Source organism: Burkholderia pulmonis (genome assembly GCF_984667975.1).
On the sequence record NZ_OZ480188.1, the window covers coordinates 1,233,659 to 1,254,760 of the forward strand.

Annotated in this window: 20 protein-coding genes; 7 read left to right on the top strand and 13 right to left on the bottom strand. The window is 67.8% G+C overall.

The window, feature by feature from the left end; all coding sequences use genetic code 11:
- Window positions 1-53: 53 nt before the first annotated feature.
- The 8 genes from AC5LXK_RS37015 to AC5LXK_RS37050 all read right to left on the bottom strand — a co-directional run bounded on the left by AC5LXK_RS37015 (window position 54) and on the right by AC5LXK_RS37050 (window position 11,163).
- Window positions 54-3,524: an ATP-binding protein gene (locus tag AC5LXK_RS37015; protein WP_493394576.1), complete on the bottom strand. Its 3,471-nt coding sequence runs from the start codon at window positions 3,522-3,524 to the stop codon at window positions 54-56.
- Between the two features lie 3 nt (window positions 3,525-3,527).
- A complete protein-coding gene (locus AC5LXK_RS37020; protein WP_493394577.1) occupies window positions 3,528-4,778 on the bottom strand; it encodes a metallophosphoesterase family protein in 1,251 nt (416 codons plus the stop codon).
- Between the two features lie 55 nt (window positions 4,779-4,833).
- The gene (locus AC5LXK_RS37025; RefSeq protein WP_493394578.1) at window positions 4,834-5,376 is read right to left on the bottom strand and encodes a CbrC family protein; all 543 of its coding nucleotides are present in this window, start codon (window positions 5,374-5,376) and stop codon (window positions 4,834-4,836) included.
- A 335-nt stretch (window positions 5,377-5,711) separates the two neighbouring features.
- Window positions 5,712-6,488 carry a hypothetical protein gene (locus AC5LXK_RS37030; RefSeq protein WP_493394579.1) on the bottom strand — a complete coding sequence of 259 codons (777 nt, stop codon included), beginning with the start codon at window positions 6,486-6,488 and terminating at the stop codon, window positions 5,712-5,714.
- A 246-nt stretch (window positions 6,489-6,734) separates the two neighbouring features.
- Window positions 6,735-7,244 carry a hypothetical protein gene (locus AC5LXK_RS37035; RefSeq protein WP_493394580.1) on the bottom strand — a complete coding sequence of 170 codons (510 nt, stop codon included), beginning with the start codon at window positions 7,242-7,244 and terminating at the stop codon, window positions 6,735-6,737.
- A 313-nt stretch (window positions 7,245-7,557) separates the two neighbouring features.
- Window positions 7,558-7,968 (bottom strand): immunity protein PIM1 family protein, encoded by a 411-nt coding sequence (locus AC5LXK_RS37040; RefSeq protein WP_493394581.1) that lies wholly within the window; start codon window positions 7,966-7,968, stop codon window positions 7,558-7,560.
- A gap of 26 nt (window positions 7,969-7,994) precedes the next feature.
- Window positions 7,995-9,980 carry a gamma-glutamyltransferase family protein gene (locus AC5LXK_RS37045; protein WP_493394582.1) on the bottom strand — a complete coding sequence of 662 codons (1,986 nt, stop codon included), beginning with the start codon at window positions 9,978-9,980 and terminating at the stop codon, window positions 7,995-7,997.
- Between the two features lie 226 nt (window positions 9,981-10,206).
- Complete coding sequence (locus tag AC5LXK_RS37050) at window positions 10,207-11,163, bottom strand: LysR family transcriptional regulator (RefSeq protein ID WP_493394583.1); 957 nt, start codon at window positions 11,161-11,163, stop codon at window positions 10,207-10,209.
- A gap of 102 nt (window positions 11,164-11,265) precedes the next feature.
- Between AC5LXK_RS37050 and AC5LXK_RS37055 the strand changes: the two genes are divergently transcribed.
- The 4 genes from AC5LXK_RS37055 (at window position 11,266) to AC5LXK_RS37070 (ending at window position 15,632) form a co-directional block, all read left to right on the top strand.
- A complete protein-coding gene (locus AC5LXK_RS37055; protein WP_493394584.1) occupies window positions 11,266-12,390 on the top strand; it encodes an aryl-sulfate sulfotransferase in 1,125 nt (374 codons plus the stop codon).
- Between the two features lie 58 nt (window positions 12,391-12,448).
- Window positions 12,449-13,804: a uracil-xanthine permease family protein gene (locus AC5LXK_RS37060; protein ID WP_493394585.1), complete on the top strand. Its 1,356-nt coding sequence runs from the start codon at window positions 12,449-12,451 to the stop codon at window positions 13,802-13,804.
- A 297-nt stretch (window positions 13,805-14,101) separates the two neighbouring features.
- On the top strand, window positions 14,102-14,614 hold the full coding sequence (locus tag AC5LXK_RS37065; protein ID WP_493394586.1) for a DUF2165 family protein: 513 nt from the start codon (window positions 14,102-14,104) through the stop codon (window positions 14,612-14,614).
- 79 nt (window positions 14,615-14,693) lie between these two features.
- A complete protein-coding gene (locus AC5LXK_RS37070) occupies window positions 14,694-15,632 on the top strand; it encodes a tyrosine-type recombinase/integrase (protein WP_493394587.1) in 939 nt (312 codons plus the stop codon).
- Window positions 15,633-15,661: 29 nt separating this feature from the next.
- Here AC5LXK_RS37070 and AC5LXK_RS37075 read toward each other — a convergent pair whose 3' ends face one another.
- From AC5LXK_RS37075 to AC5LXK_RS37095, 5 genes are all read right to left on the bottom strand, one after another.
- On the bottom strand, window positions 15,662-16,141 hold the full coding sequence (locus tag AC5LXK_RS37075) for an RES family NAD+ phosphorylase (protein WP_493394588.1): 480 nt from the start codon (window positions 16,139-16,141) through the stop codon (window positions 15,662-15,664).
- Entirely contained in the window at window positions 16,138-16,593 is a 456-nt protein-coding gene (locus AC5LXK_RS37080; protein WP_493394589.1) for an Xre family toxin-antitoxin system antitoxin, read from the bottom strand. The genes AC5LXK_RS37075 and AC5LXK_RS37080 overlap by 4 nt, the downstream gene beginning before the upstream one ends.
- A 415-nt stretch (window positions 16,594-17,008) precedes the next feature.
- The gene (locus AC5LXK_RS37085; protein WP_493394590.1) at window positions 17,009-17,212 is read right to left on the bottom strand and encodes a DUF1289 domain-containing protein; all 204 of its coding nucleotides are present in this window, start codon (window positions 17,210-17,212) and stop codon (window positions 17,009-17,011) included.
- 112 nt (window positions 17,213-17,324) lie between these two features.
- A complete protein-coding gene (locus AC5LXK_RS37090; RefSeq protein ID WP_493394591.1) occupies window positions 17,325-17,582 on the bottom strand; it encodes a hypothetical protein in 258 nt (85 codons plus the stop codon).
- Between the two features lie 43 nt (window positions 17,583-17,625).
- The gene (locus AC5LXK_RS37095) at window positions 17,626-18,267 is read right to left on the bottom strand and encodes an HD domain-containing protein (protein ID WP_493394592.1); all 642 of its coding nucleotides are present in this window, start codon (window positions 18,265-18,267) and stop codon (window positions 17,626-17,628) included.
- Between the two features lie 215 nt (window positions 18,268-18,482).
- Between AC5LXK_RS37095 and AC5LXK_RS37100 the strand changes: the two genes are divergently transcribed.
- The 3 genes from AC5LXK_RS37100 (at window position 18,483) to AC5LXK_RS37110 (ending at window position 21,019) form a co-directional block, all read left to right on the top strand.
- On the top strand, window positions 18,483-19,448 hold the full coding sequence (locus AC5LXK_RS37100; RefSeq protein ID WP_493394593.1) for a GlxA family transcriptional regulator: 966 nt from the start codon (window positions 18,483-18,485) through the stop codon (window positions 19,446-19,448).
- A gap of 284 nt (window positions 19,449-19,732) precedes the next feature.
- Window positions 19,733-20,044 carry a DUF4148 domain-containing protein gene (locus tag AC5LXK_RS37105; RefSeq protein WP_493394594.1) on the top strand — a complete coding sequence of 104 codons (312 nt, stop codon included), beginning with the start codon at window positions 19,733-19,735 and terminating at the stop codon, window positions 20,042-20,044.
- Between the two features lie 261 nt (window positions 20,045-20,305).
- The gene (locus tag AC5LXK_RS37110; protein WP_493394595.1) at window positions 20,306-21,019 is read left to right on the top strand and encodes a dienelactone hydrolase family protein; all 714 of its coding nucleotides are present in this window, start codon (window positions 20,306-20,308) and stop codon (window positions 21,017-21,019) included.
- Window positions 21,020-21,102 lie beyond the last annotated feature (83 nt).

The following is a 21,102-nucleotide window of genomic DNA, read 5'->3' on the forward strand; positions in this document are numbered from 1 at the left end:
CTACCTGTACGCGATGACCCTGCCCTTGCGCCGGCATCCCGGCGCACCCCGCATCACGCGCCGGCGGGCGCGCGCTGCAACTCGACCACGTTGACCCGCGCGCCGAATACGTCCCTCACGAGCGGCAGCAGGTGGTCGTGGTGCGTCAGGAACAGCACCTGGGTTCGCGTCGACAGATCGCGCAGCGCATCGAGCCCAGCCTTCGCGCGCGCGTCGTCGAAATTGATGAACAGGTCGTCGGCAACGAACGGCAGCGCCGTCCGGCTGCCGAGCTGCAACTCGAGCGCCGCGATCCGCAGCGCGAGGAACAGCTGGTCGCGCGTGCCTTCGCTCAAGCCCGCGACTTCGACCGACGCGCCCTTCGTGCGCCTTGCATAAAGTGCGGGCGGCGTCCGTTCGGTATCGACGGTCAGCTTCGCGAATTCGCCCAGCGTGAGCCCCGCGAAGATCTCGCCGGCGCGCCTGAGCATCGGCCCCTGCTTCTGGTCGCGGTAGCGATCCGTCGCCCACTTCAGCAAGCGGCTCGCCGTCGCCGCCTCCAGATACTGTTCGGCCGCATCGCCCATCGCCGCCAGCGCCTCCTGCCGCTTCGACTCGGCAACGGCCGCACTCGCCTGGCCGTCGATCGCACCGAATGCCTGGTCGGCCACGACCTGCTGCTGCGACAGCTCGTTCAACCGCTTGCCGACGTCGCCCAGCGACTGCTTCACCGCTTCGAGATGCGCCGGCACGTCGACAATGTCCTGTTCCGCGACTTCGGCTTCGACGGCGGACCGCGACAGCCCGTCGCCGTCGCGCACCAGTGCCTCGTGCGCGGCATCGACCGCCTGCCGAAGCTGGCGCTGGCGATCCGAGCGCTCGGCGAGCGGCAGTGCCGCATCGATCGACGCGACGCCGGCCAGTTGCAGCAGCGGGTGGATGCGTGCGTCGGCACCGGCTACCGCGGCGGCCGCATCCGCGACCTTGCCGTCGGCCTGCCGCACGGCCTCGTCGGCGCGACCGATCGCACGCGCCGTTTCCTTCGCGGCCGCGAGACGCATCGTCAGCCGGCGCGCCACATCCGGCCAGTCGCCGCTTGCCAGCCCTTCCGGTGCGAGCGCTTCGGCAAGCCGCCGCGCGCCGGCCTCGAGTGCGGCCAGCTCCGCACGGATCGCGGCGATCCGGTTGCGCGGCGCGTCGGCATCGGCCAGTTCGGCCGTCACCGCATTCGCGAGCGCGAGCGCACCTTCCGCCGCGGCCAGCGTCGTCGCGCTCGCGGACAGTTTCGCGTCGGCCAGCGCGTCGCGCCATTGCGCCAGCCATGCATCGTAGGCCGTCTGCGCATGGCCGGCCCGCGACTGCGCCGTCGCGCATCCTCGCTCGGCTTCCCGCGCGCGATCGTCGAGGCTGTCTTTCTGCGCGGCCGCTTTCTCGGCCGATTGCACGAAAGTCTCGGCGACGGCGACGAGCGCGGCCAGCCCGTCCGACACGCCGCCTCGCGATACTGCAAGGAGTGCCGTGCGCAGCGCGGCTTCCGCGCCGGCCCGTGCCGCACGAACCGTGTCGAATTCGCGGCATTGACGGTCGAGATCAGCCTGCGCGGCGAACACCGTGTCGCGCTTCGCGAGCCAGTCGCCCATCGCCGCCAGCGGCATGCCGGGCACGGCGGCCGCCGCCGCGAGCGCGGCCCACGCGTCGCGATGCGCGGCCAGCTCCCGCACGCGCTCGTCCAGCGCGGCCTGCCTGCGTGTCACGCCCGCACGCGCGGATTCGACCTGTTGACGCAGCGATTGCAGCGTCGCCGCTGCCTGCGTCGCGCCGAGCTGCGCATCGACGAGTTCGTCGGCAAGGCGAATCGCATCGTCGAGCGCCGGCGCGCCCGTCGCGAGATCGACGGCCCCGCCGCGGATGTCGCCCCACGCGCCGTCGCGACGCACCCGCGCCGCCAGCACGTCGGCCGTCGTGACGACCTTGTGATTCTCCGTGAAATGCCTCTCCTGCAACGCGAGCCGTTCGAGCTCTTCGAGCGCGCCGTCCCGCGCGTCGCGTGCCGCAGCAGCCGTGCTTGCACGTTCGCTGTCTTCCTTGAGCAATGCACCGAGCCGCGCCGGCGACGGCACGTCGAGCGCGCGCAGCGCGTCGACCGGCATGCGCCACTGGCCGAGCGCATCGAGCGCGCCGGACAACGTGCGTTCGGCCGCGGCGATTTCGTGCTCCAGCGCCTGCTCGCGCTGGCCGCTGTTGCGAAACCCTTGCGCGTCGGCCAGCGCCGCGCGCAACGCTTCGGGCACGTCGACGGTCGACAGGCGCGCCTGTTGCTCCCGGGCCTGCGCAAGCTCGCGCGTGCGTTCGTCGAGCGATTCGCGCGCGCCGGCAAGCGCCTGGTGGAGCGCGCCGTGCTCGCGTAACAGGTTCTCGACGGTCTTCAGCGACAGCGCCGTCGGCAACGCCGTGCGCAGCGACGCTTCGTCGCCCGGCCAGCCGAGCTGGGCGGCCGCCGACAACGCGCCCGACAGGTGCCGCTCGACGTTCGCGCCGAGCAGCAGCAAATCCTGCGGGTGATTCATGCACGTGCCGCGCAGCCGGTCGAGCGCTTCGATATCGGCTTCGAGCGCCAGCGTGTCGGCGTCCGCGTCAATCGCAGCGCGCGCCTGCTGCTTCGCGAGCAGGTCGGCACGTCGCTCTTCGAGCACCTTCTGCTCGGCAGCGAGATCGCCCTGCGCCTTCAGCAGATCCGCATACGCGGTGGGCGGCAACTCGACGACCGCGCCGAGTTCGGCCAGCGCCGCGTCCTTGACCGTCAGCTCCTTCAGGTACGGCGCAAGCCGCCGCACGCGCTCGAGCTTCGAGCGCAGCGTCTCGAGCCGGCGCAGCTCCGTGCGCGCCTGCTCGAGACGCTGCTCGACCGCTTCACGCGCGTCCTTGCGATCGACCCAGTCGCGCGTGCGCACCTGGACCGTCTTCAGCTCGGTCACCGCTTCGTTGAACGACGTTTCAGCCAGCGCAAACGCGCTGCCGCTCCGACGCGGCGCCCACAGTTCGAGCGAACGCGCGTCGAGCTCCTCGCGCACCGGCCCGAGACTGCCGACGCCGGCGGCCGATTCGAACAGCACCTGGCCAAGCTTGTCGGATGCGTCGAGAATGCTCCGGCCGCCATCGACCAGCCGCCCGTGGTCGAGCCCGAACATCTGCTCGAAGAATTCGCGGGTCGCGCCGTCGAGGATGGCCGCGAGGTAGTCGTCGGGCAGCTTGTCGTCGGCGGACGTGCGCAACGGACTCCGCCCCCGCGCACGATGAAACGCGAGTTCGGCCGCGCCGCTTTCCAGCACGCCGCCGATCCGCAGTTCAGGCGTGCTGTGCAGGAAATCGAGCGGCGTCTGCAGCTTCATCCCGAACAGCAACTCGGACACGGCCGTGCGGATCGTCGACTTGCCGGCCTCGTTCGGCCCGACGATCACGTGGAAATCCTCGCCGGCCGACGGAAACCGCAACGTCTCGTCGGTGAACTTGCCGTACTTGATCAGATCGAGCTGGCTGATGCGCATCGCTTACTCCCCCTTCGCCAGCCGCGCGAGCAACGCGGGCCCGACCTGTTCGACCAGCGCCGTCAGCTCGCCTGCGCGCGCCATCGCCAGCAACGGCACTTCCTCCTTCACGTCGCTGCGAACCTTGCCGACGAACGGCTTCAGGTCGCGTTCGAGCAGTGCGAGGAAATCCGGATCGTGCGCGGCGTCGGCCAGGATCTGCTTCAGGTCCTCCAGCGCCTCGAGCTGTTCGCTCTCGCCCGGCTGATGATCGGCGGCCGACGTTTCGAGCCGGACCTTCTCGAGCCAAAGCAGCTCGTTGCCGATGATCCCGATCTGGTTCAGCACCTCCGCGCGCAACTGGGGCGCGCGGCCGAAAAAGAGCCCGTGCGCGGGCGTGCGCCCCGTGACCGTCACGCGCACCGCGCGCGGCACGTGACCGTCGACGGCCAGCAGCGCTTCCAGCGACTGGCCGATCTTTCTCGACAGATCGGCAACCGACAGGCAATCCGACGCATCGACCGACACGGCTTCCCAGCGCAACACGTCGAGATACAGGCGCTCGACCTCCGTGCGGCCTTGCTCGACCGTCACGAGCACCGCGCCGCGGCGGCCCGTCTCGCGGATGTGGCGCCCCTGCAGGTTGCCGGGAAACACGACGGTGGACGGCCCCGTCCATTGCTGGAATTCGTGCACGTGGCCGAGCGCCCAGTAGTCGTAGCCTTTCGCGTGCAGCTCGGCCAGCGAACACGGCGCATAGTTCGCATGCGCCGCATAACCTTCCAGCGCCGTATGCAGCACGCCGATGTTGTAGTGCCCGGGCACCGGGTCCGGATAGCCGATCGCGAGATTGTCGACGACCGCCTTGTCCTTGAAGCTCTGCCCGTGCAATGCGACATCGAATCCCGGCAGCGTGAAGGTTTCCGGCTTGCGGTGGCCGAACACGGTGACGTTGTCGGGCAGCGTCAGCTTCTTCGTCATCTCGCTTTCGGCATCGTGGTTGCCGCCGAGCACGAACGCGCGGATGCCGGCCTTGCGCAGGCGGCCCATCTGCTGGCCGAAGAAGATGCCCGTGTTGTGGTCCTTCCAGTCGCCGTCGTACAGGTCGCCGGCGATCACGAGAAACGCGACTTCCTCTTCGATCGCCCGATCCACGAGTTGCCGCAGCGCCTCGCGCGACGCGTTGCGCAACTGCGCGGCCGGCGCGTCGGGATACGCGCTCAGGCCGTGCAACGGGCTGTCAAGATGAATGTCTGCCGCGTGGATGAACTTCACGAAGATTCCTCTGTTTCATGACGAAAGGGTGATGCCGCTCGGGCAGGCCCGATCGTCAATCGCAATCCTGATAGCCGCCGGGCTCGCCGCAATGAATGCAGCGAAATACGTACGCGGTCGGCGAGCCGTCCTTGTCGAGCGCCGCGAAAAAGTGTTCCCACTCGGCGCCGTCGTCGAGCCCGGTCGAAGCGCGGATCGCGTCGACGGCCTGCGGGCCGAGCGCCGTCAGTTCACCGGCGCCCGCGCGGCCGACGAACTGTGCGCCGTCGCCGCAATGCGTCCACCACCGTTCCTGCTGCCAGCCCTGGAAGCCCGGCGTGCGATACGCGATCTCGTCGACAACCGCTTCGGGCACTTCGTCCCATTCACCGCCGCCAATGCCGTACGTGTCCGTGAAGCTGGCGTCGAGCCGCGCATGTGCCGTGCCGTCGGCGATGCACCACGGGCAGATGCACTGCTCGTACTCGTCGACCGCATACACCGGGCCGGCGTACACGTATCCGCGCGCATCGCCGCAGCATACGCACCGCACGTCCGAGCGGATCACGCTGCCGGTTGCGAGCGGGTCGGGATGGTACCTGAAAGCGGGTAACGACATGAGGTTCTCCGTCGGTCCGGATGGTCGGGCCGCACGCGAAATGGAATCGAACCGCCATTGTGCCGCAGCCCGATCGCGGGACCGCAGAACCCCGTCGCCTGCACACGGGCCATTCGCGAAACGATCGTCACGCTGCATCGCGGCCAGTGTGTACGAGATGCGTCGGCGGACGTCGATGCCGGCCGGCGTTGCACCACGCGATTGCCGGACAGGGCGATGGCGTGACGGATCCGGTCAATCCAAACTGGGTCGAAACGACGTTGACCGGGTTTCGGAACTCGCGCAGGCTCGCCCCGCGTGCATCGTCATGCACGCGGGCGCACGGCTACCGGCCGTCACTCGCCGCGCGGGACGGGCGGCGGCGCAAAGCCGTTGTCGTTGCCGGGGAACGGGTTCGCGTTGCGGCGCAGCGCCTCCTCGTCGTTCTCCTTCTGCGCGAACAGCGCGACGCCGATCACGCCGACGTTCGCGGCATCGCCGTACTTCGAGTTCGCGACATAACTGTCGGGCACCGCGGCAAAGCGGAACGCGGCGACTTCGTCGCGGCTCTTGCGGAAGCCCTCGATCGTCAGCGTACGGCCCGGATACAGCACGTAGCCGCCGTTCGTGTAGCTGCCCGGACGCCCCGACAGCACGTCGAGCCCGTCGACCGTCGACACGACTTCGAACGTACGGCGCCCCTGGTTGCGCAGCACGATCATGTAGCGCGAACCCTCGACACCGGCCATGTGCCAGCGGCCGTTGCTGCGCGCGAGACGCAGCGGTGCGCCTTTTTCGTCGGTAAACGACAGCGCGATGTCGCCGTTCGCGAGCGCGACGCGGATCGGCAGCCGGCGCACTTGCGACGCGGGAAGATGGCCTGGCAGCACGTCGTTGTAGTAGACCGACGCGAGATCGGTCGGCTTCGCCGGATCCGCGCGCTCGAAGGCGACCTGACTGGTTTCGGATCGCACCGATTCGCCCCACGCGGTACCGAGCCCGCGGCGTTCGCTGGCGTCGGGTGCGGGTGCGGGGGCGGACGCGGCGGTACTGGCGGACGGCGGAGGCGGCGACGCGCAGGCGGCCAGCCAGAGCGCGCAGGCGAGCGCGAGAAGACGGAACAGGATGGTCATGACGTGATGCCTCGGAATGTTATCGGACCGGGCCGGGCGGGCCGGAACGGTGTTTTTGTGTCGTCTGTCGTCACGGTATCGATCGGACATGCTGGCCGGACCGGCCGGCGCTGCCGGTGCGGCAGCCCGGCGACCGGGAGCGCTGCTATTTAAGCATGGCGCGCGGGCATTGGGCAGGGGTCACGCACCCATGAAAAAGCCCGGCCTGCATCGAAGCAGGCCGGGCCGTGGCGGAATGCGTGCTGCTTACAGCGCGCCGCCTTGTGCCGACGCGGAACCCTTCAGGCCGACCGATGCGCCGCCCTGCACCGGGTTCGTCGCGCCTTCGAGCGCTGCGCCGGCCTTCGCCTTCGCGCCACCCGCGACGTCGCCCGCCGTCGACACGGCGCCCTGTGCATGGCTCTTCGCCGAGCCTGCGACGTGCTTCACGTGCGACTTCGTCGAGTGGGCGGCCGATGCCGCCGCATCCTTCGCCGTGCCGGCGGCCGAGCCGACCGCGTGCGTCGCACCACCGACCGTCTTGCCGACGCCGCCCAGCGCGCCGCCAACGGCGTTGCCTGCGCCCGAACCCGAACCGGCCGCGTTCGCGCCGGCACCCGCCTGCACGCCCGCGCCGCCGCCGAGCAGCGGCGTCTGGACCTGAGCGCCGACGCCTGCGGAACCCTGGGCGCCGGTCTGGGCCGTCTGGGCAAATGCAGCCGAAGTCGCCATCGCCGTCAGAGCGGCACCCAGCAGAATCGTATGGATCTTGTTCATGGTCATTCTCCCCAAAGACGTTGTTGCTGCGGGCCGCCTTCGTGCGGCTTGTCGCATGCCTTGCCGCGACGTGCGGCAGGTGGAGCTAATGTAGCGACGCCGGCGTGCAAAACGATCGAATTGCGGGGACTGTTACTTCCGTTGCAAATGCTGACGATTGACTCACACTGTTTGACAATCGGAGGCTGGCGGCGGAATCGATCACGGATTTGATGGTGAACCCGTGCGAACCCGTTGGCATGGGCACGGGCCGCGCCGCGATCTAGGTTGGCCCGATCGACACGTATCGGGAAAGACGCACAGGGTGAAGCGGTTAGCAGGGAAACCGGCCGTCTTTATAAGCATTCCAAAGGATGCGTTCAGGCCAGCCGTCAACACTGCCCGACAGCCTGCTCCTTGCAATCAGTTCGATGTCGTCGGACACGCATGCCGCCACGCCGGCGTTGCCCGATGCGCCGAACGCAAGCTTGAACGCCTTTTCCCGCAGCGCGTCCACGGCCGGCTTGTCGATCGCCGCGGCCGGATCGCCGTCGATCGCATCGAATGCCGCCATCCACTGCGTATCGAACGGCTCGGCATCGCGACTGTCCAGCGCGTCGTCGCAATCGACGTCGCCGAGGAAATCGAAAAAACCCGGCGCCGACAGTGCGGCGTCCAGCTCGAGCAGATGTGCGTTCTTCATCGCAGCCCCTTCAGAAATACGGCCCCGACTGCCCGTCGGCACATCGGGGCCGTGCGTGTTCCGTCCGGTTACGGGCGGAACGTATCGCCGAGTACGACGCCTTCGCGACGCGGATCGGTGCCGCCCTGCAACGCGGGCGACTGGCCGACCGACACGCGCATCACCGTGTTGACGCCGCTCGCCTGCGCGGACGTCGACACCTTGTGCCCGAGCGCGAGCAGCCCCGTGATCAGCGGATCGTTCGCGCCGTTGTTCGCCGTGTTGACGTTCGGATGCTCGCCGCCGATCGTGGTCGTCGGGCTGTTGCTCGCGCCGAAATCGACGAGCCCCGCGGACTGCTGCGCGTCGAGCCCCCAGTCGAGCGCGCCGACGAGCGTCTTGACCACGTACTGCGGAATCGTGCCGCCTCCCGGCGAACCGGTCGCCATCACGAAGTCGCCGCGCGAACCGTCGGCGGCCTGCCCGAACACGATCGTCGGCGCCATCGAGCTGCGCGGCCGCTTGCCCGGCTGCAGCCGGTTCGCCACCGGATTGCCGGAGGTGTCGACCGGGTTCGCGGAGAAATCGGTCAGCTGGTTGTTCAGCAGGAAGCCGTTGGTCATGTGGAACGAGCCCATGCTCGACTCGACCGTCGTCGTCGCGCTCAGCACGTTGCCGTCGCCGTCCACGATCGTGAACTGGTTCGTGCCGTGCTCGATCAGCGTCGTGTCGACGCCGAGCGGCACCGACCCGAGGTTGCCCGGCTGCGCGGTGCCCATGCTCCTGGTCGTGTCGATCAGCGCCGCACGCGATTTCAGGTAAGGCTTGTTCAGCAGCGTGTTCCAGGTGCCGCCCGGCAGCGGCACGAAATCCGTATCGGCCACGTACTTGTCGCGGTCGGCATACGCGAGCCGTTCGGCCTCGGTGACGAGGTGCACGCCCGCGACGGTCGGCTTGCCGCCTTCGAGATCGATCGCCGTCGGCTTCAGCGACTTCAGGTCGTAGTTCTCGAGAATGCCGAGCGCCGATGCGACCGCGATGCCGCCCGACGACGGCGGCGGCATCCCGCAGACCCAGTAGCTGCGATAGGTCGTGCATACGGGATCGCGGCGCTTCGCCTGATACGCGGCCAGATCCGCGACGGTCGTCTTGCCCGGCGTGAGCGTCGAGCCGTCCGCACCCTTCGTTGCCGCGATCTTCGCGACGATGTCCTGCGCGATCTGCCCCGTGTACAGCGCATTCGCGCCCGACTGCGCCATCAGCGTCAGCGTATGCGCGTAGGCCGGGTTCTTCAGCACGGTGCCGAGCGTCTTCGGCGAACCGTCGGCGTTCAGGAAGTAGGCGGCGGCCTCGGGGTCACGCTTCAGGTTCGACGCGTTCGACGCGATCGCGTCGGCGAGCCGGCCGCCGATCGGGAAGCCGTTGGTCGCGAGCGTGATCGCGTCGCCGAACAGGTTCTGCCACGGCAGGCGGCCGTGATCCTGCTGCAGCGCCTCGATGAGCCGCGGCACGCCGATCGTGCCGATCGAACGGCCGCTCGCACGCGCATTCGGCAGCGGCGCCGATTGATCGGTCGCATCGTCGACGTAACGCAGGTAGTTCTCCGTCGCGGCGGCCGGCGCGGTTTCGCGGCCGTCGTACGCCTGCACCGTCTTGCTGCGCGCGTCGTAGTAGAGCAGCACGCCGCCCGACCCGAGGCCCGTCGCCTCGGGCACCGTCAGGCCGAGCACGGCCTGCACGGCGACCGCTGCATCGGCAGCCGTGCCGCCCTTCTTCAGCACCGCGCAACCGGCCGCGCTCGCGTACGCGTTCGACGTGGCCACCAGGTAGGTTTTCGCATAGACGGGCTTCATCCCGGTGCGATAGCCCGACGACGCTTCCGGCAGCGACGGATCGCCCGGCTGGTTCGAGCCGACCACGACCGTCGCGCCGCTGTTGTCGACGGCGAGGCAGCTCGCATCGGTGGAAGGTGTCGTCGTGCGGGCCGCTTCGTTCTCGACGTCGCCGCCGCATGCGGTCAACAGGGCGGCCGCGAGCAACGCGGGCGCGTACGGAAAGATCGCTGTTCTGTTCATTGTCTGCCGATGTTCTTGTAGGTCGTTGCGATGGACATCGCGTTGCCTGAGACCCCCTCGGTGCACGGGCAACGCGTTCGATAGTCCCATGAACAAAATTCATTCCGCAATAAGGGAATGACGTAATGCAACCGGACGTTGCGTGCGCAACGTCACCGAACCGGCATGCGGATTCGCATGCTGCATCGCATCGCAATGCCTGCACGCGGGTGAGATCGTCCCTTCGTTATTTCGTCACGCGGCGACGCTTGCCGGTCGCCCGACCATCGGTCGCGAAGCCATGCTCCATCGCTTCGATCGCTTCCGAAAAGAACTCGAGAAACATCGTCATCGCGACGGTCGCGCTCATGTCCGCACGCTGGTAGATGCAACTGAACGAGCGCGCGCCCGCATCGGCGAGCGGCGTCCACGCGAGCCGCCCGGCGGCCACGTCGTCCGCGACGTTCTCCGCGATCAGGAAGCCGATGCCGGCGCCTTCGGCCGTGAGACGCCGCACCATCGACACCGAGCCCGTCTCGACCAGCGGCCGTACGTTGCGCGGCTGCCGCGCATCGATCTGGTCGAACATCGCGCGCAGCTCCGTGTCGGGTGTCATCAGGATCAACGGGTGCGCGAAGCAGTCGCGCATCCGCACCTTGCCGCCCGCCAGCGCCAGCGGATGGCCGGGAGCCGTAACAACGCCCAACGGCTGCGCGAACGCACGCACCTCGACGACACCCGCCGCCGTGCGCCGGCGCAGTGCGTAGCCGATGTCGACCTCGCCCGTCTCGACCCAGCGCACGATGTTCTCGCCGTTTCCCGAGCGCACGCTGTACGTGACGCCCGGGTAGCGCTGCATCGCGGCGAGGATCGCGTCGGGCACGAGCTTCTCCGCGGTCGACGCGGGCACCGCGAGATTCACGTGCCCGCGCCGCAGCGCGCGCAGATCCTCGACCTGCGTCAGCGCGTTGTCGAAGTCGCGCTGGCCGCGACGCACCGCCGCGATCACGATTTCGCCGGCGAGCGTCAGTTGCATGCCGCGCGGCAGCCGGTCGAACAGCGGCACGCCGACCTGCTCCTCGAGATTGCGGATCTGCTGGTGCACCGCCGCGGCGGTCAGGTGCAGCGCGTCGGCCGCCTTGCGAAGCGAGCCGCGCCTCGCGACTTCGTCGAAACAGCGGAATGTCTGCGATATCGAACGCATGGGGGTACCGTTAGATTTTTCCGAACAGGCCGTCAAGAATAATCCGATTTTACCGACACGCAGAATCGTCTAGATTTCGCTGCATCCCCGCATCCGATTCGAATGGAGACCGCAGTGACGACCGTCGACCAGATTACCCAGCGCCGCCGAGGCGTCGGCCTCATCGCCCACGATCCCGCGCTGTCCGCGGGCGGCTATACGCTCATCGCGCCGCAAACGGCCGACGGCAACGTCTACCTCGTCGGCATCGACGGCGAAGTCGCGCACCAGTGGAAAATGCCCGTGCGCCCCGGCCGCCACGCGGTCATCCTCGCGAACGGCAACCTCGGCTACAACGGCAATCATCCGCGCTCCGAGTCGCGCTACGCGCCGTGGTCGATGTGGCACGGCGGCGACTTCTACGAGGTCACGCCGCAAGGCGAAACCGTGTGGCGCTACGAGGATCCCGCGCATCACCACGACGCGCAGTGGCTGCCGAACGGCAACCTGCTCTACGCCGCGTGCGAACCGGTCGACGCGGCGTTCGCGCAGCGCGTGCCGGGCGGCACGGCGCATGGCGACGACGAGGTGATGTATGCGGACGTGATCCGCGAAGTGAACCGCGCCGGCCAGATCGTCTGGGAATGGCACGCACGCGACCATCTGCGGCCCGAGGATTTCCCGATCGCGGCAGGCTTCGGCCGCTATCACTGGCCGCTCGTCAACGGCCTGGCGGTCGATGCGAACGGCCGCGTGCTGATGAGCCTGCGCACGACGTCGGGAATCATCGCCGTGAACCGTGAAACCGGCCGCGTCGACCTGCGGATCGGGCCGGACGTCGTGTCGCACCAGCATGCGCCGGTGCCGCTCGCGAACGGCAACATCCTCGCATTCGACAACGGCAATTTCCGCCACGGCGCGCATGTCGTGTTCTCGCGCGTCGTCGAAATCGATCCGGCGACGCAACGTGTCGTGTGGTCGTATGCCGACGACGTCGTGAACCTGTTCTACACGCCGTTCATGGGCAATGCGCAGCGCTTGCCGAACGGCAACACGCACGTCACCGAATCGTCGACGGGCCGGCTGTTCGAGGTGACGCCTGACGGCGAGGTCGTGTGGGAATACGTGATCCCGTGGTTCGCCGAATACCCGGACGAAGCCGCGCGCAAGACCGGCCCCGGCCAATTGAACAGCGTGTTCCAGACGTTCCGCTACAGCGCCGCGCAGTTGCCGTGGCTGCGGACCTGACATTCCGTTCGCCGCCGGTTTCCGGCCGTTTTCGCCGTTCGCTTCCGAGGGGCCTGCCGTGTCGCACGATCCGATCTCCCCGCCCGTCGACGTCCGGCTGCCCGCATGGCAGCTCGCGCTGTTCGGGCTGCAGCACGTGCTGTCGATGGCCGCATCGCCGATCACGGCCGTCTTCCTGATCGCAAAGGTCCTCGCGCTGCCGGCCGACCTGACGGTCCAGCTGATCGGCGCGACGTTCTTCGCATGCGGCATCGGGACGCTGGTGCAATCGCTCGGCGCCGGCCCGATCGGCGCGCGCATGCCGTTCGTGATGGTGCCCGGCGGCGCCACGACGATGCTGTTCGCGGGCATCGCCGCGCAATCGGGGCTACCCACCGCGACCGGCGCGGCCCTGCTCGCCAGCGCGTTCTACTGGGTGCTGCTGCCCGTCTTCACACGCTGCCTGCGGCTCTTTCCGCGCATCGTCGTCGGCGCGATGCTGCTGCTCGTGTCGGTCAACCTGATCCGGATCTACGCGACGATCGTCGTCGGCCAGCCCGGTTCGGCCGACTTCGCGCAGCCGCGCGCGCTCGGTCTCGCCCTGGCGACGATCGTCGCCACCGTTGTCGTCGCGGGTGCGTTTCGCGGCACGGCCGGGCGCCTCGCGGTGCTGATCGGCCTGGTGGCCGGCGCGACGCTCGGCTGGACGCTCGACGCGATGCCGGCGCTCGCCGACGTGTGGCGCGGGCCGCTGTTTACGCATCCGGTGTGGCTGCCGTTCGGGATGCCGCGTTTCGACGTGCTGGCCGCGCTGCCGCTGCTGATCTTCACCGCGATCTCGATGGCCGAGGCCACCGCGCAGACGGTCGCCGTCGGCGAGACCTGCGGCAAGACGATTTCGCTGCCGCGCGACGTGCCGAAGACCATCCGCGGCGACGCGCTCGCGTCGCTGGCCGGCGCGCTGTTCGGCACGCCGCTGATCGTGACCAGCGCCGAAAACATCGGCGTCGTGCAGACGACCGGCGTGCGCTCGCGCTACGTGACGGCCGCGGCCGGCGCGATCCTGATCGTCGTCGCGCTGTTCGCGCCGCTCGCACGGCTCGCGTATGCGATTCCGGCCGCCGTGGTCGGCGGCACCGCACTGGTTGTGTTCGCGATGATCGGCGTGATGGGCATCCGGCTGCTCGCGAGCGTCGACCTGCACGCGCGCGGCAACCAGTACACGCTCGCGGCTGCACTCGTGGTCGGCCTCGCGCCGATCCTGGTGCCGAACCTGTATCGCCATTTCGGCGCGCCCGTGCAGATCGTGCTCGGCAACGGCATGGCGGCCGGCACGCTCGCGGCCATTGCGACACAACTGGCGTTCGCCGCACTCGCGCGACTGGGCAGGCCAGCGCAAGCACGCGCGGCTGCGGCGCCTTCGCACGACGCGTAACGGCCGCGGCAGGCACTGCCGCACGCAACACGCGCACGCTGCGCCCCGCTTGACGACGCCTGCGGTTCGACCGACAATCGCCGCTCCCTCCTGGCGCGGGCACTCGATCCAGCCGGCGCGTGCGTCTCCTCGACGCCGCACCGGCTTCAGGTTTTCCAGTCCCGATCTCCGCGCCGCCGTGCTCACGCACGCAAACCCGCCGGCCTCGCCGGACACGCTTTCACAGGTATCGCCCCGAACGCCGGCTCATTGCCGCGCGGTCGCGCTTTCGCCTGCCCATTCATTTCGGAGTCCATGATGATCGTTCGTCTTTCCAAGGCAGCCATGGTGCTTGCCATGGCTTTCTTTGCGTCGCTCGTCGCGTTCGGCAACATTACCGACTATGCGACGAATTTCGCCTTCGTGCACCACGTGTTCCTGATGGACACCACCTTCCCCGGCAACGGGATCATGTATCGCGCGATCGGCACACCGTGGATCCATCACGCCGGCTACATCGGCATCATTTCGATGGAGACGCTGACGGCCGTGCTGTGCTGGATCGGCGGCGTCCGGCTGCTGCGTGCGCGGCGTGCAGGCGACGCGGGATTCCGTTCGGCGAAGGCGTTTGCGATCGCCGGCCTGACGCTCGGCTTCCTCACGTGGCAGGTCGCGTTCATGTCGGTCGGCGGCGAATGGTTCGGGATGTGGATGTCGAAGCAATGGAACGGCGTGCCGGACGCATTCCGCTTCTTCATCACGCTGCTGCTCGTGCTCGTGTACGTGACGATGAACAACGACGGCATCGACGACACGCGCCCCGCGCACTGACGCGCCGGTTGCGGCGCACCGGCCGGCCCGACATCCGGGGACGATTGCCGGCGTCGCCGCGTCCGGCTATAAATCGGGGATGGACACGAATCGCTGGATTCACGACCCCGTCGGCGCGTTTCGCGCGTGGCAGGAAACCGCCGCGACCGGCGCCCGCCGCCGGCCGTTCGCGCCGCGCTCGGTCGTGCAGCACGTCGCGATGTTCGAACGGTTCCTGCGCCACCTGAGCGCACACCGCGTGTCGCTGGCCACGTTCGGGCCCGACCACGTCGCGGCGTTTCTCGCGGAACTCGACCGTACCTGCGCACCCGGCACGTCGACGCGCGTGCGCTATGCGAAGCTGATCGACCGGCTGAGCCGGCATCTGGTTGACACCGGCGTACGGACGATTCATCCGGCCGGCCGGACGACACGCGATCTTGCATGGCCGGACGGCGAGCCTGAACCGTGCTACCTGCCGCCCGACGCCGACGCCGCGCTCCAGCGCCATGTCCAGCCTCGGCCGGACGACACGCCAACCGACTGCCGGAATCGCGCGATCGTCGCGCTGCTGCTCGCGAGCGGCATCACGTCGGCCGAGATTCGCGCGACGACATGTGACGCGCCCGATCTCGACGCGCGGCCTGCGGCGTTGTCCGTGCCGCGCGATCGTGCGCGGTCGGCGCGCCGGATCGAACTCGCGTCATTCTCGCTGGCGCCGCTCGCCGCATGGCGCGCGCGTTCGGCGGGCACGCCCGCATCGGCGCTGCTGTTTCCCGCGCCGCGCAGCGGCGGTGCGATGAACGACATGTTCCTGCTGCTCGTCGTGCGCGACGCGCTGAACGCGATCGGCTTCCACGCAACCGACATGAGCCCGCGCGTGCTGCGCAATACGTATGCGCGCCGCCAGTTGCTCGCCGGCCACGCGCATGCCGATGTGAGTGCGATGCTCGGTCTCGTCAGCATGCGAACGGTCACGCGCATCCGGCAGACGCTGCCGCCAGACGCAGCCGCGAGTCGCGCTGCGCACGAGCACTGATCACGCGCCCGGTTTCTTCAGGAACGGCGCTATTCGCCCGGCTTCGACTGCACGAGCCGCAGAATCCGCGTGTCGTACGGCGATTGCATGACTTCCGCGATGCGGATCCCGGGCGCGACCGGATGCAGCGGATTCAGCAGGAAGTTGTGCGCGTGCGGCACGACGACGCTCGGCACGCGCAACAGCGCGCTCGGCTGCGTGTGCAGCCACTCGGTGCCGGCGCTGCGGGTCCAGTCGACGTTCGTTCGCCAGTCGTCCGGCGCGTCGCCTTCCGCGATTTCGGCGACGTCCACCGAATCAGGTACCTCGATACGCAGCAACTGGTAGCCGCTCGGCAATTGCGCGACGGTGGCGATTTCGAAATGAACGAGCGTCTCAAGCAGGGCAAGCGCCGGATGCTCGGCGAGATACACGACGGGCTGCCCGGCAAAGTGCCAGCGCCCGCCGGCCCGCAACCCGCCGATGCCCTTCAGATCGGCGTAATTGCTGATCCGCCACAGCGTCGTCAAGCGAAGTACCCCTCGTCGATCTGCGTGAGGACTTCCTCGACGAGCCGCGCGCCGTGCTCGGTGCTCGCCATGTCGAGCGACGTGCGGCCGCCGAAGCGCTCGAGCGCGTTGCGCAGCCACGCCATCGCCTTGTCCTGGTCGCCGAACGTGGCCGTCGCCTGCGCGACGATGCGCGCGAGTCGGATCGCCTTGTCCGACTCCTCCGGCGACAGGCGTTCGTGCGCCTGGCGACGATGGCTCAGCGTGCGGCGGGGAATGATGAAGGCCAGCTCGTCCGATTTCAGCCCGCGCTCCGACAGCCGGTCGATCACCGACACGTCGACGCGCGCGCTCGCCAGCTCGGCCAGATCCGCGCCCGACCGGACGCGGATCGCCAGCAGCTGCTCGAGAATCGTGAATTCGGCCTGACGCGGATGCGCGACACCCGAAGGATGAAAAGCGATGGTGCTCATGACCTCTCTCCGGCAATTTGCCCAATCATTATAGGCGTTTTGCCGGAGGCATGCGAAACGGACGGATATGCTCCGTCCGCCAGGGCGGTTAGATGCCCCCTCGTGTCTGGCAGCAGGTTATGAGGGTGGCGAATCGGAGATTCGCCTCGGTGGGTTGCAGCCATCATTCAGTATATAAAGTACGTTGGCGTGTCTTACGGTTGTCACGTAACAAATCTTTTACCAATTTAAACCGCACCTGCACGCCATGGCCGAATCAGAACGTTTGCTGCGGCCGGCCATGTCCGCATTCGACAGCGCACATGGCGCCATCCCGAAAGACCGACCGTGCGCGGGCGCAACGCAGCGGCTGCCGATTCAGACGTTCGCCGTCGTTCAATGAACCTCCGTCGATCAGCGCGAACGACCTGGCGATTCACCGACCGTCGCGACTGAAACGCATCGCCGTATCCTCGCTCCGGATGCGCGTCCAGATCGCCCGCTTCTCGTCGTCGCTCATGAACACCCAGCGCGAGACCTCGTCGGCCGTACGGCCGCATCCCCGGCAGACATCGTCGAACAGTGTCGAGCACACGCCGACACAGGGGCTGTCGGGTACGTCGTGAAGCGTGGAACCCATCGGAACCCTCGTCTCGATTGAATATCCGGCAGCGCAACCGCCCGCACTCCCATAGGCGGCTACCCTGCCCCCGGGCGATGCAGCCTGCGCCGCATCGCCCGGTTCGTCCGGCTCATTTCGCGTCGGTCGCCAGTCTCTCCCGTGCCGCCGCGATGCCTACCCGATAAGCCCAATCGGCCTTCGTGCAGTGATCGATGTGCCTTTGCCGGATTTCCTTCGGCACGCGGGCAAGCTGACGCGCTTTCTCGTCGAACAGCGTCTGCCGCCGGCCGGTGCGCCGTTCACAGGGGTCATGCTCTCGATCGCTTGCCCGATCCGGCATCGACGTCTTCCTGAACAATGCCGGAGTCGGGATGAACGTTGCACGCACGATCCCGCTCAATGCCGGGGACCATGCGCGATTTCGGCAGCGATCAGCCTGCCCACGCGGACGACCGGATCACGCTGCAGAAATTTCCGGCATGGAAATGCGGATCCTTGTCGGCGATCACATCGGCCTTCACGTTGCCGAACGTCGTGCCCGGCTTGTGCCTGATCCCGTCGTAGAACGCCTGGATAATGTCTTCCTTGAAGTGCGGCGTACGCGGATGCGCACGGACGACGGCCTCGCGCTCGACGTCGCTGTATTCCGGATACGTGAGGCCCAGCACGTCCATCTCGACGCCCGCGGTGACGAGCGCGATCACCGGATGCATGTGCTGCGGAATGCCGGGCGTGGTGTGCAGCGCGATCGAAGTCCACACGACGTCGATGTCCTGCTGCGAGATGCCCTTGCCCTTCAGGAAATCGCGGGCGGCATTGGCGCCGTCCACTTCGAAGCGCTCGCATGCGCTGCTGTGCTTGTGCGTGAGCCCCATGTCGTGAAACATGCAGCCGCAGTAGAGCAGCTCGGGATCGTACTTGAGCCCGCGACGCTGGCCTGCCAGCGCCGCGAAATAGTAGACGCGGCTCGAATGATGGAACAGCAGCGGCGACGCGGTATCGCGTACGAGCTCGGTGATCTCGCGCGTCATCTGGCTATCGGGAATGGTGATGCCTGCAACGTTCTCAGTCATGATTGACCTCCATTGAAAACACCCCCGATTCTCCGGAGTCCGATAGCTGTCTTCAATAGACGTACTACGTCAGATCCTGCCATTTTGCGCGATGGACGGACGTAGTGCCCGCATGGCCGAAAAGACAGCGGAAACAGGCTCCACCGAGCCGCCTCCTGCACCACCGGCACCTCTATACTGCTGCGCATCACGTTCGACACAGCACGCAACCGATCATGCCGAAGGTCGTGGGAATTTTCGCCGTTCCGGGCGTTCAACTGCTCGATGTCTCCGCACCGCTCGACGTGTTCGCACAAGCGAACGCCGAATGCGGAAAACCGTTCTATACGTTGCGGATCATCGCGAGCGAATCCGGTCCGATCCGCAGTTCATCCGGTGCGCAGTTGCTGCCCGACTGGATCGTCCCCGACATCCCGGAACGCATCGACACGCTGCTGGTCGCCGGCGCGCCAAGCGCGGGCCGCATCGTGCTGCGCACCGACGTCCTCGCGTGGCTGCGGTCGGCGGCCGTGCAGAGCAAGCGCTACGGGTCGATCTGCACCGGCGCGTTCATCCTCGCTGCCACCGGCCTGCTGAAAGGACGCCACCTGACCACGCATTGGGCCGCCGCCGACGCGCTCGCCGAAGCCTATCCGTCGCTCGCCGTCGACGCCGATGCGCTGTACGTGCGCGACGGCAAGCTGCGCACCGGCGCCGGCGTCACGGCCGGGCTCGATCTCGCGCTCGCGCTGGTCGAGGAAGATCTCGGCCGTGAGATCGCGCGGCGCGTCGCCGCGCAACTGGTGATGTTCTTCAAGCGCCCGGGCGGGCAACTCCAGTTCAGCCGCAAGGGCGAGGCGCGCCCCGCCGGGCGGTCGGTACTGCAGGAAGTCCAGCGCTGGATCGCCGCGCATCCGGAACTCGAGCATTCGGTTGCCGCGCTGGCGAAGCATGCGGGCATGAGCCCGCGCCACTTCGCGCGGCTGTTCCGCGCGGAAGTCGGCATGACGCCGGCCGCGTGGGTCGAGGCGACGCGCATCTCGGCAGCGCGCCAGTTGCTCGAGAACGGGCACGACACGCCGAAGCAGGTCGCCGCGAAATGCGGCTTCGCGAACGTCGACACACTCAGGCGGTCGTTCACCCGGCATGTCGGGATCACACCGGCCGAATACCGGAAGCGGCAGGCGGTCCCGGCTGCGTGATGCGCAACGAACGGTGGCGTCGGCCATGCCAAAATATTTCGGAATGCGATTGAATCACTCAACCTCGACCCGACTACCGATCGACGATATCTCCACGCAAAGGGAACCCTCCTCCGGCGCACCGCCAATCATCAGATGAAACCGCCATTCACGCGGATCGTATACCCAGTTGCAATAATGATTCGCTGCAACGTGTATTTCCGACCGGTAACGCGCTCGCTACGATGCAATCAACCGCTGAACGCAACAAGCGAAGCGCGAAATCTACAGAACCGGAGGTCATCATGAAGTCGCTCATCACCACTGTCGTCGCCGCAACCGCGCTGTCCGCCTCGTACGGCGCATTCGCACAATCGAACCCGTCGGACCAGCTGACGCGTGCCCAGGTCCGTGCGGAACTCGTCCAGCTCGAACAGGCCGGCTACAAGCCCGAAGTTTCCGATCAGTATTACCCGCGCGCGCTGCAGACCGCACAGGCCCGCGTGACGAACGCCGATGAAACCGGTTACGGCGCGCAAGCTGCCGCCGGCGTGCGTGCCGGCCGCGCGATCGCCGTCAAGCAGGACACCCGCGACTCCGTCTATTTCGGCCAGTAAGCCGGACGCGCGCGTATTCCGATACGCGCGGCACACGCGACACCCCGCTCCCGTTCATCGGGGCGGGGTGTTTTGCTTTGCGGGCGCCCGCGCCCCGGAACCGGCTGCGTGCCGCGCGGCCCCGTTCACGCAAGCCGCCGGTGTTTGCGCATAGAATGGCCGCGTGGTCGGCGCCGGCCGCAACGCACGCGGGCTGAACCACGACGCCTGCCGGCCGGCCCGATGCCGCACTCAGCGCATTTTTCGAAAAGGAGCGGTTTCATGTCTCAAACATCCGGTTCCACGATCACGTTTCGCCGCCCGGACGGCCAGGAACTGCAGGGCTATCTCGCCACGCCGGCACGGACCGAAGGCGCGCCCGCGGTCGTCGTCATTCAGGAATGGTGGGGGCTGAACGACCAGATCCGCGGCGTCGCGGATCGACTCGCGCGCTGCGGTTACTTCGCGCTCGTGCCCGACCTGTATCGCGGCAAGTCGACCGTCGAGGAAGAAGAAGCGCACCACCTGATGACCGGGCTCGATTTCGGCGACGCCGCGTCGCAGGACATCCCCGGCGCGGTCACGTACCTGAAGACGCTTGCGCCGCGTGTCGCGGTGACGGGCTACTGCATGGGCGGCGCCCTCACGCTGCTGTCGCTGCAGTACGCCGATGCGGACGCGGGCGTCACGTGGTACGGCATGCCGCCGCTCGACTACATCGATCCGTCCAAGCTCAAGGTGCCGCTGATGGGTCACTGGGCCACGCAGGATGCGTTCTTCGCGATCGACCAGGTCGACGCGCTGGAGAAGAAGCTGACCGATGCGAAGGTCGGGTTCGAATTCCATCGCTATCTCGCGCACCATGCATTCGCGAACGAAACGGCCGTCGGCCCCGGCCGCATCTCCGGCACGCAATTCGATCCGGTGTGGTCGCAAATGGCCTGGGATCGCACGCTCACGTTCCTCGGCCGTACGCTCTGGACGAAGCAGCAGTAACGTCACGCCGCTGCCCGCCGGCAGCCGTGCCAAAGAAAACGCCACGGATTTGCGTCCGTGGCGTTTTCGTTTTTGCGTACTGC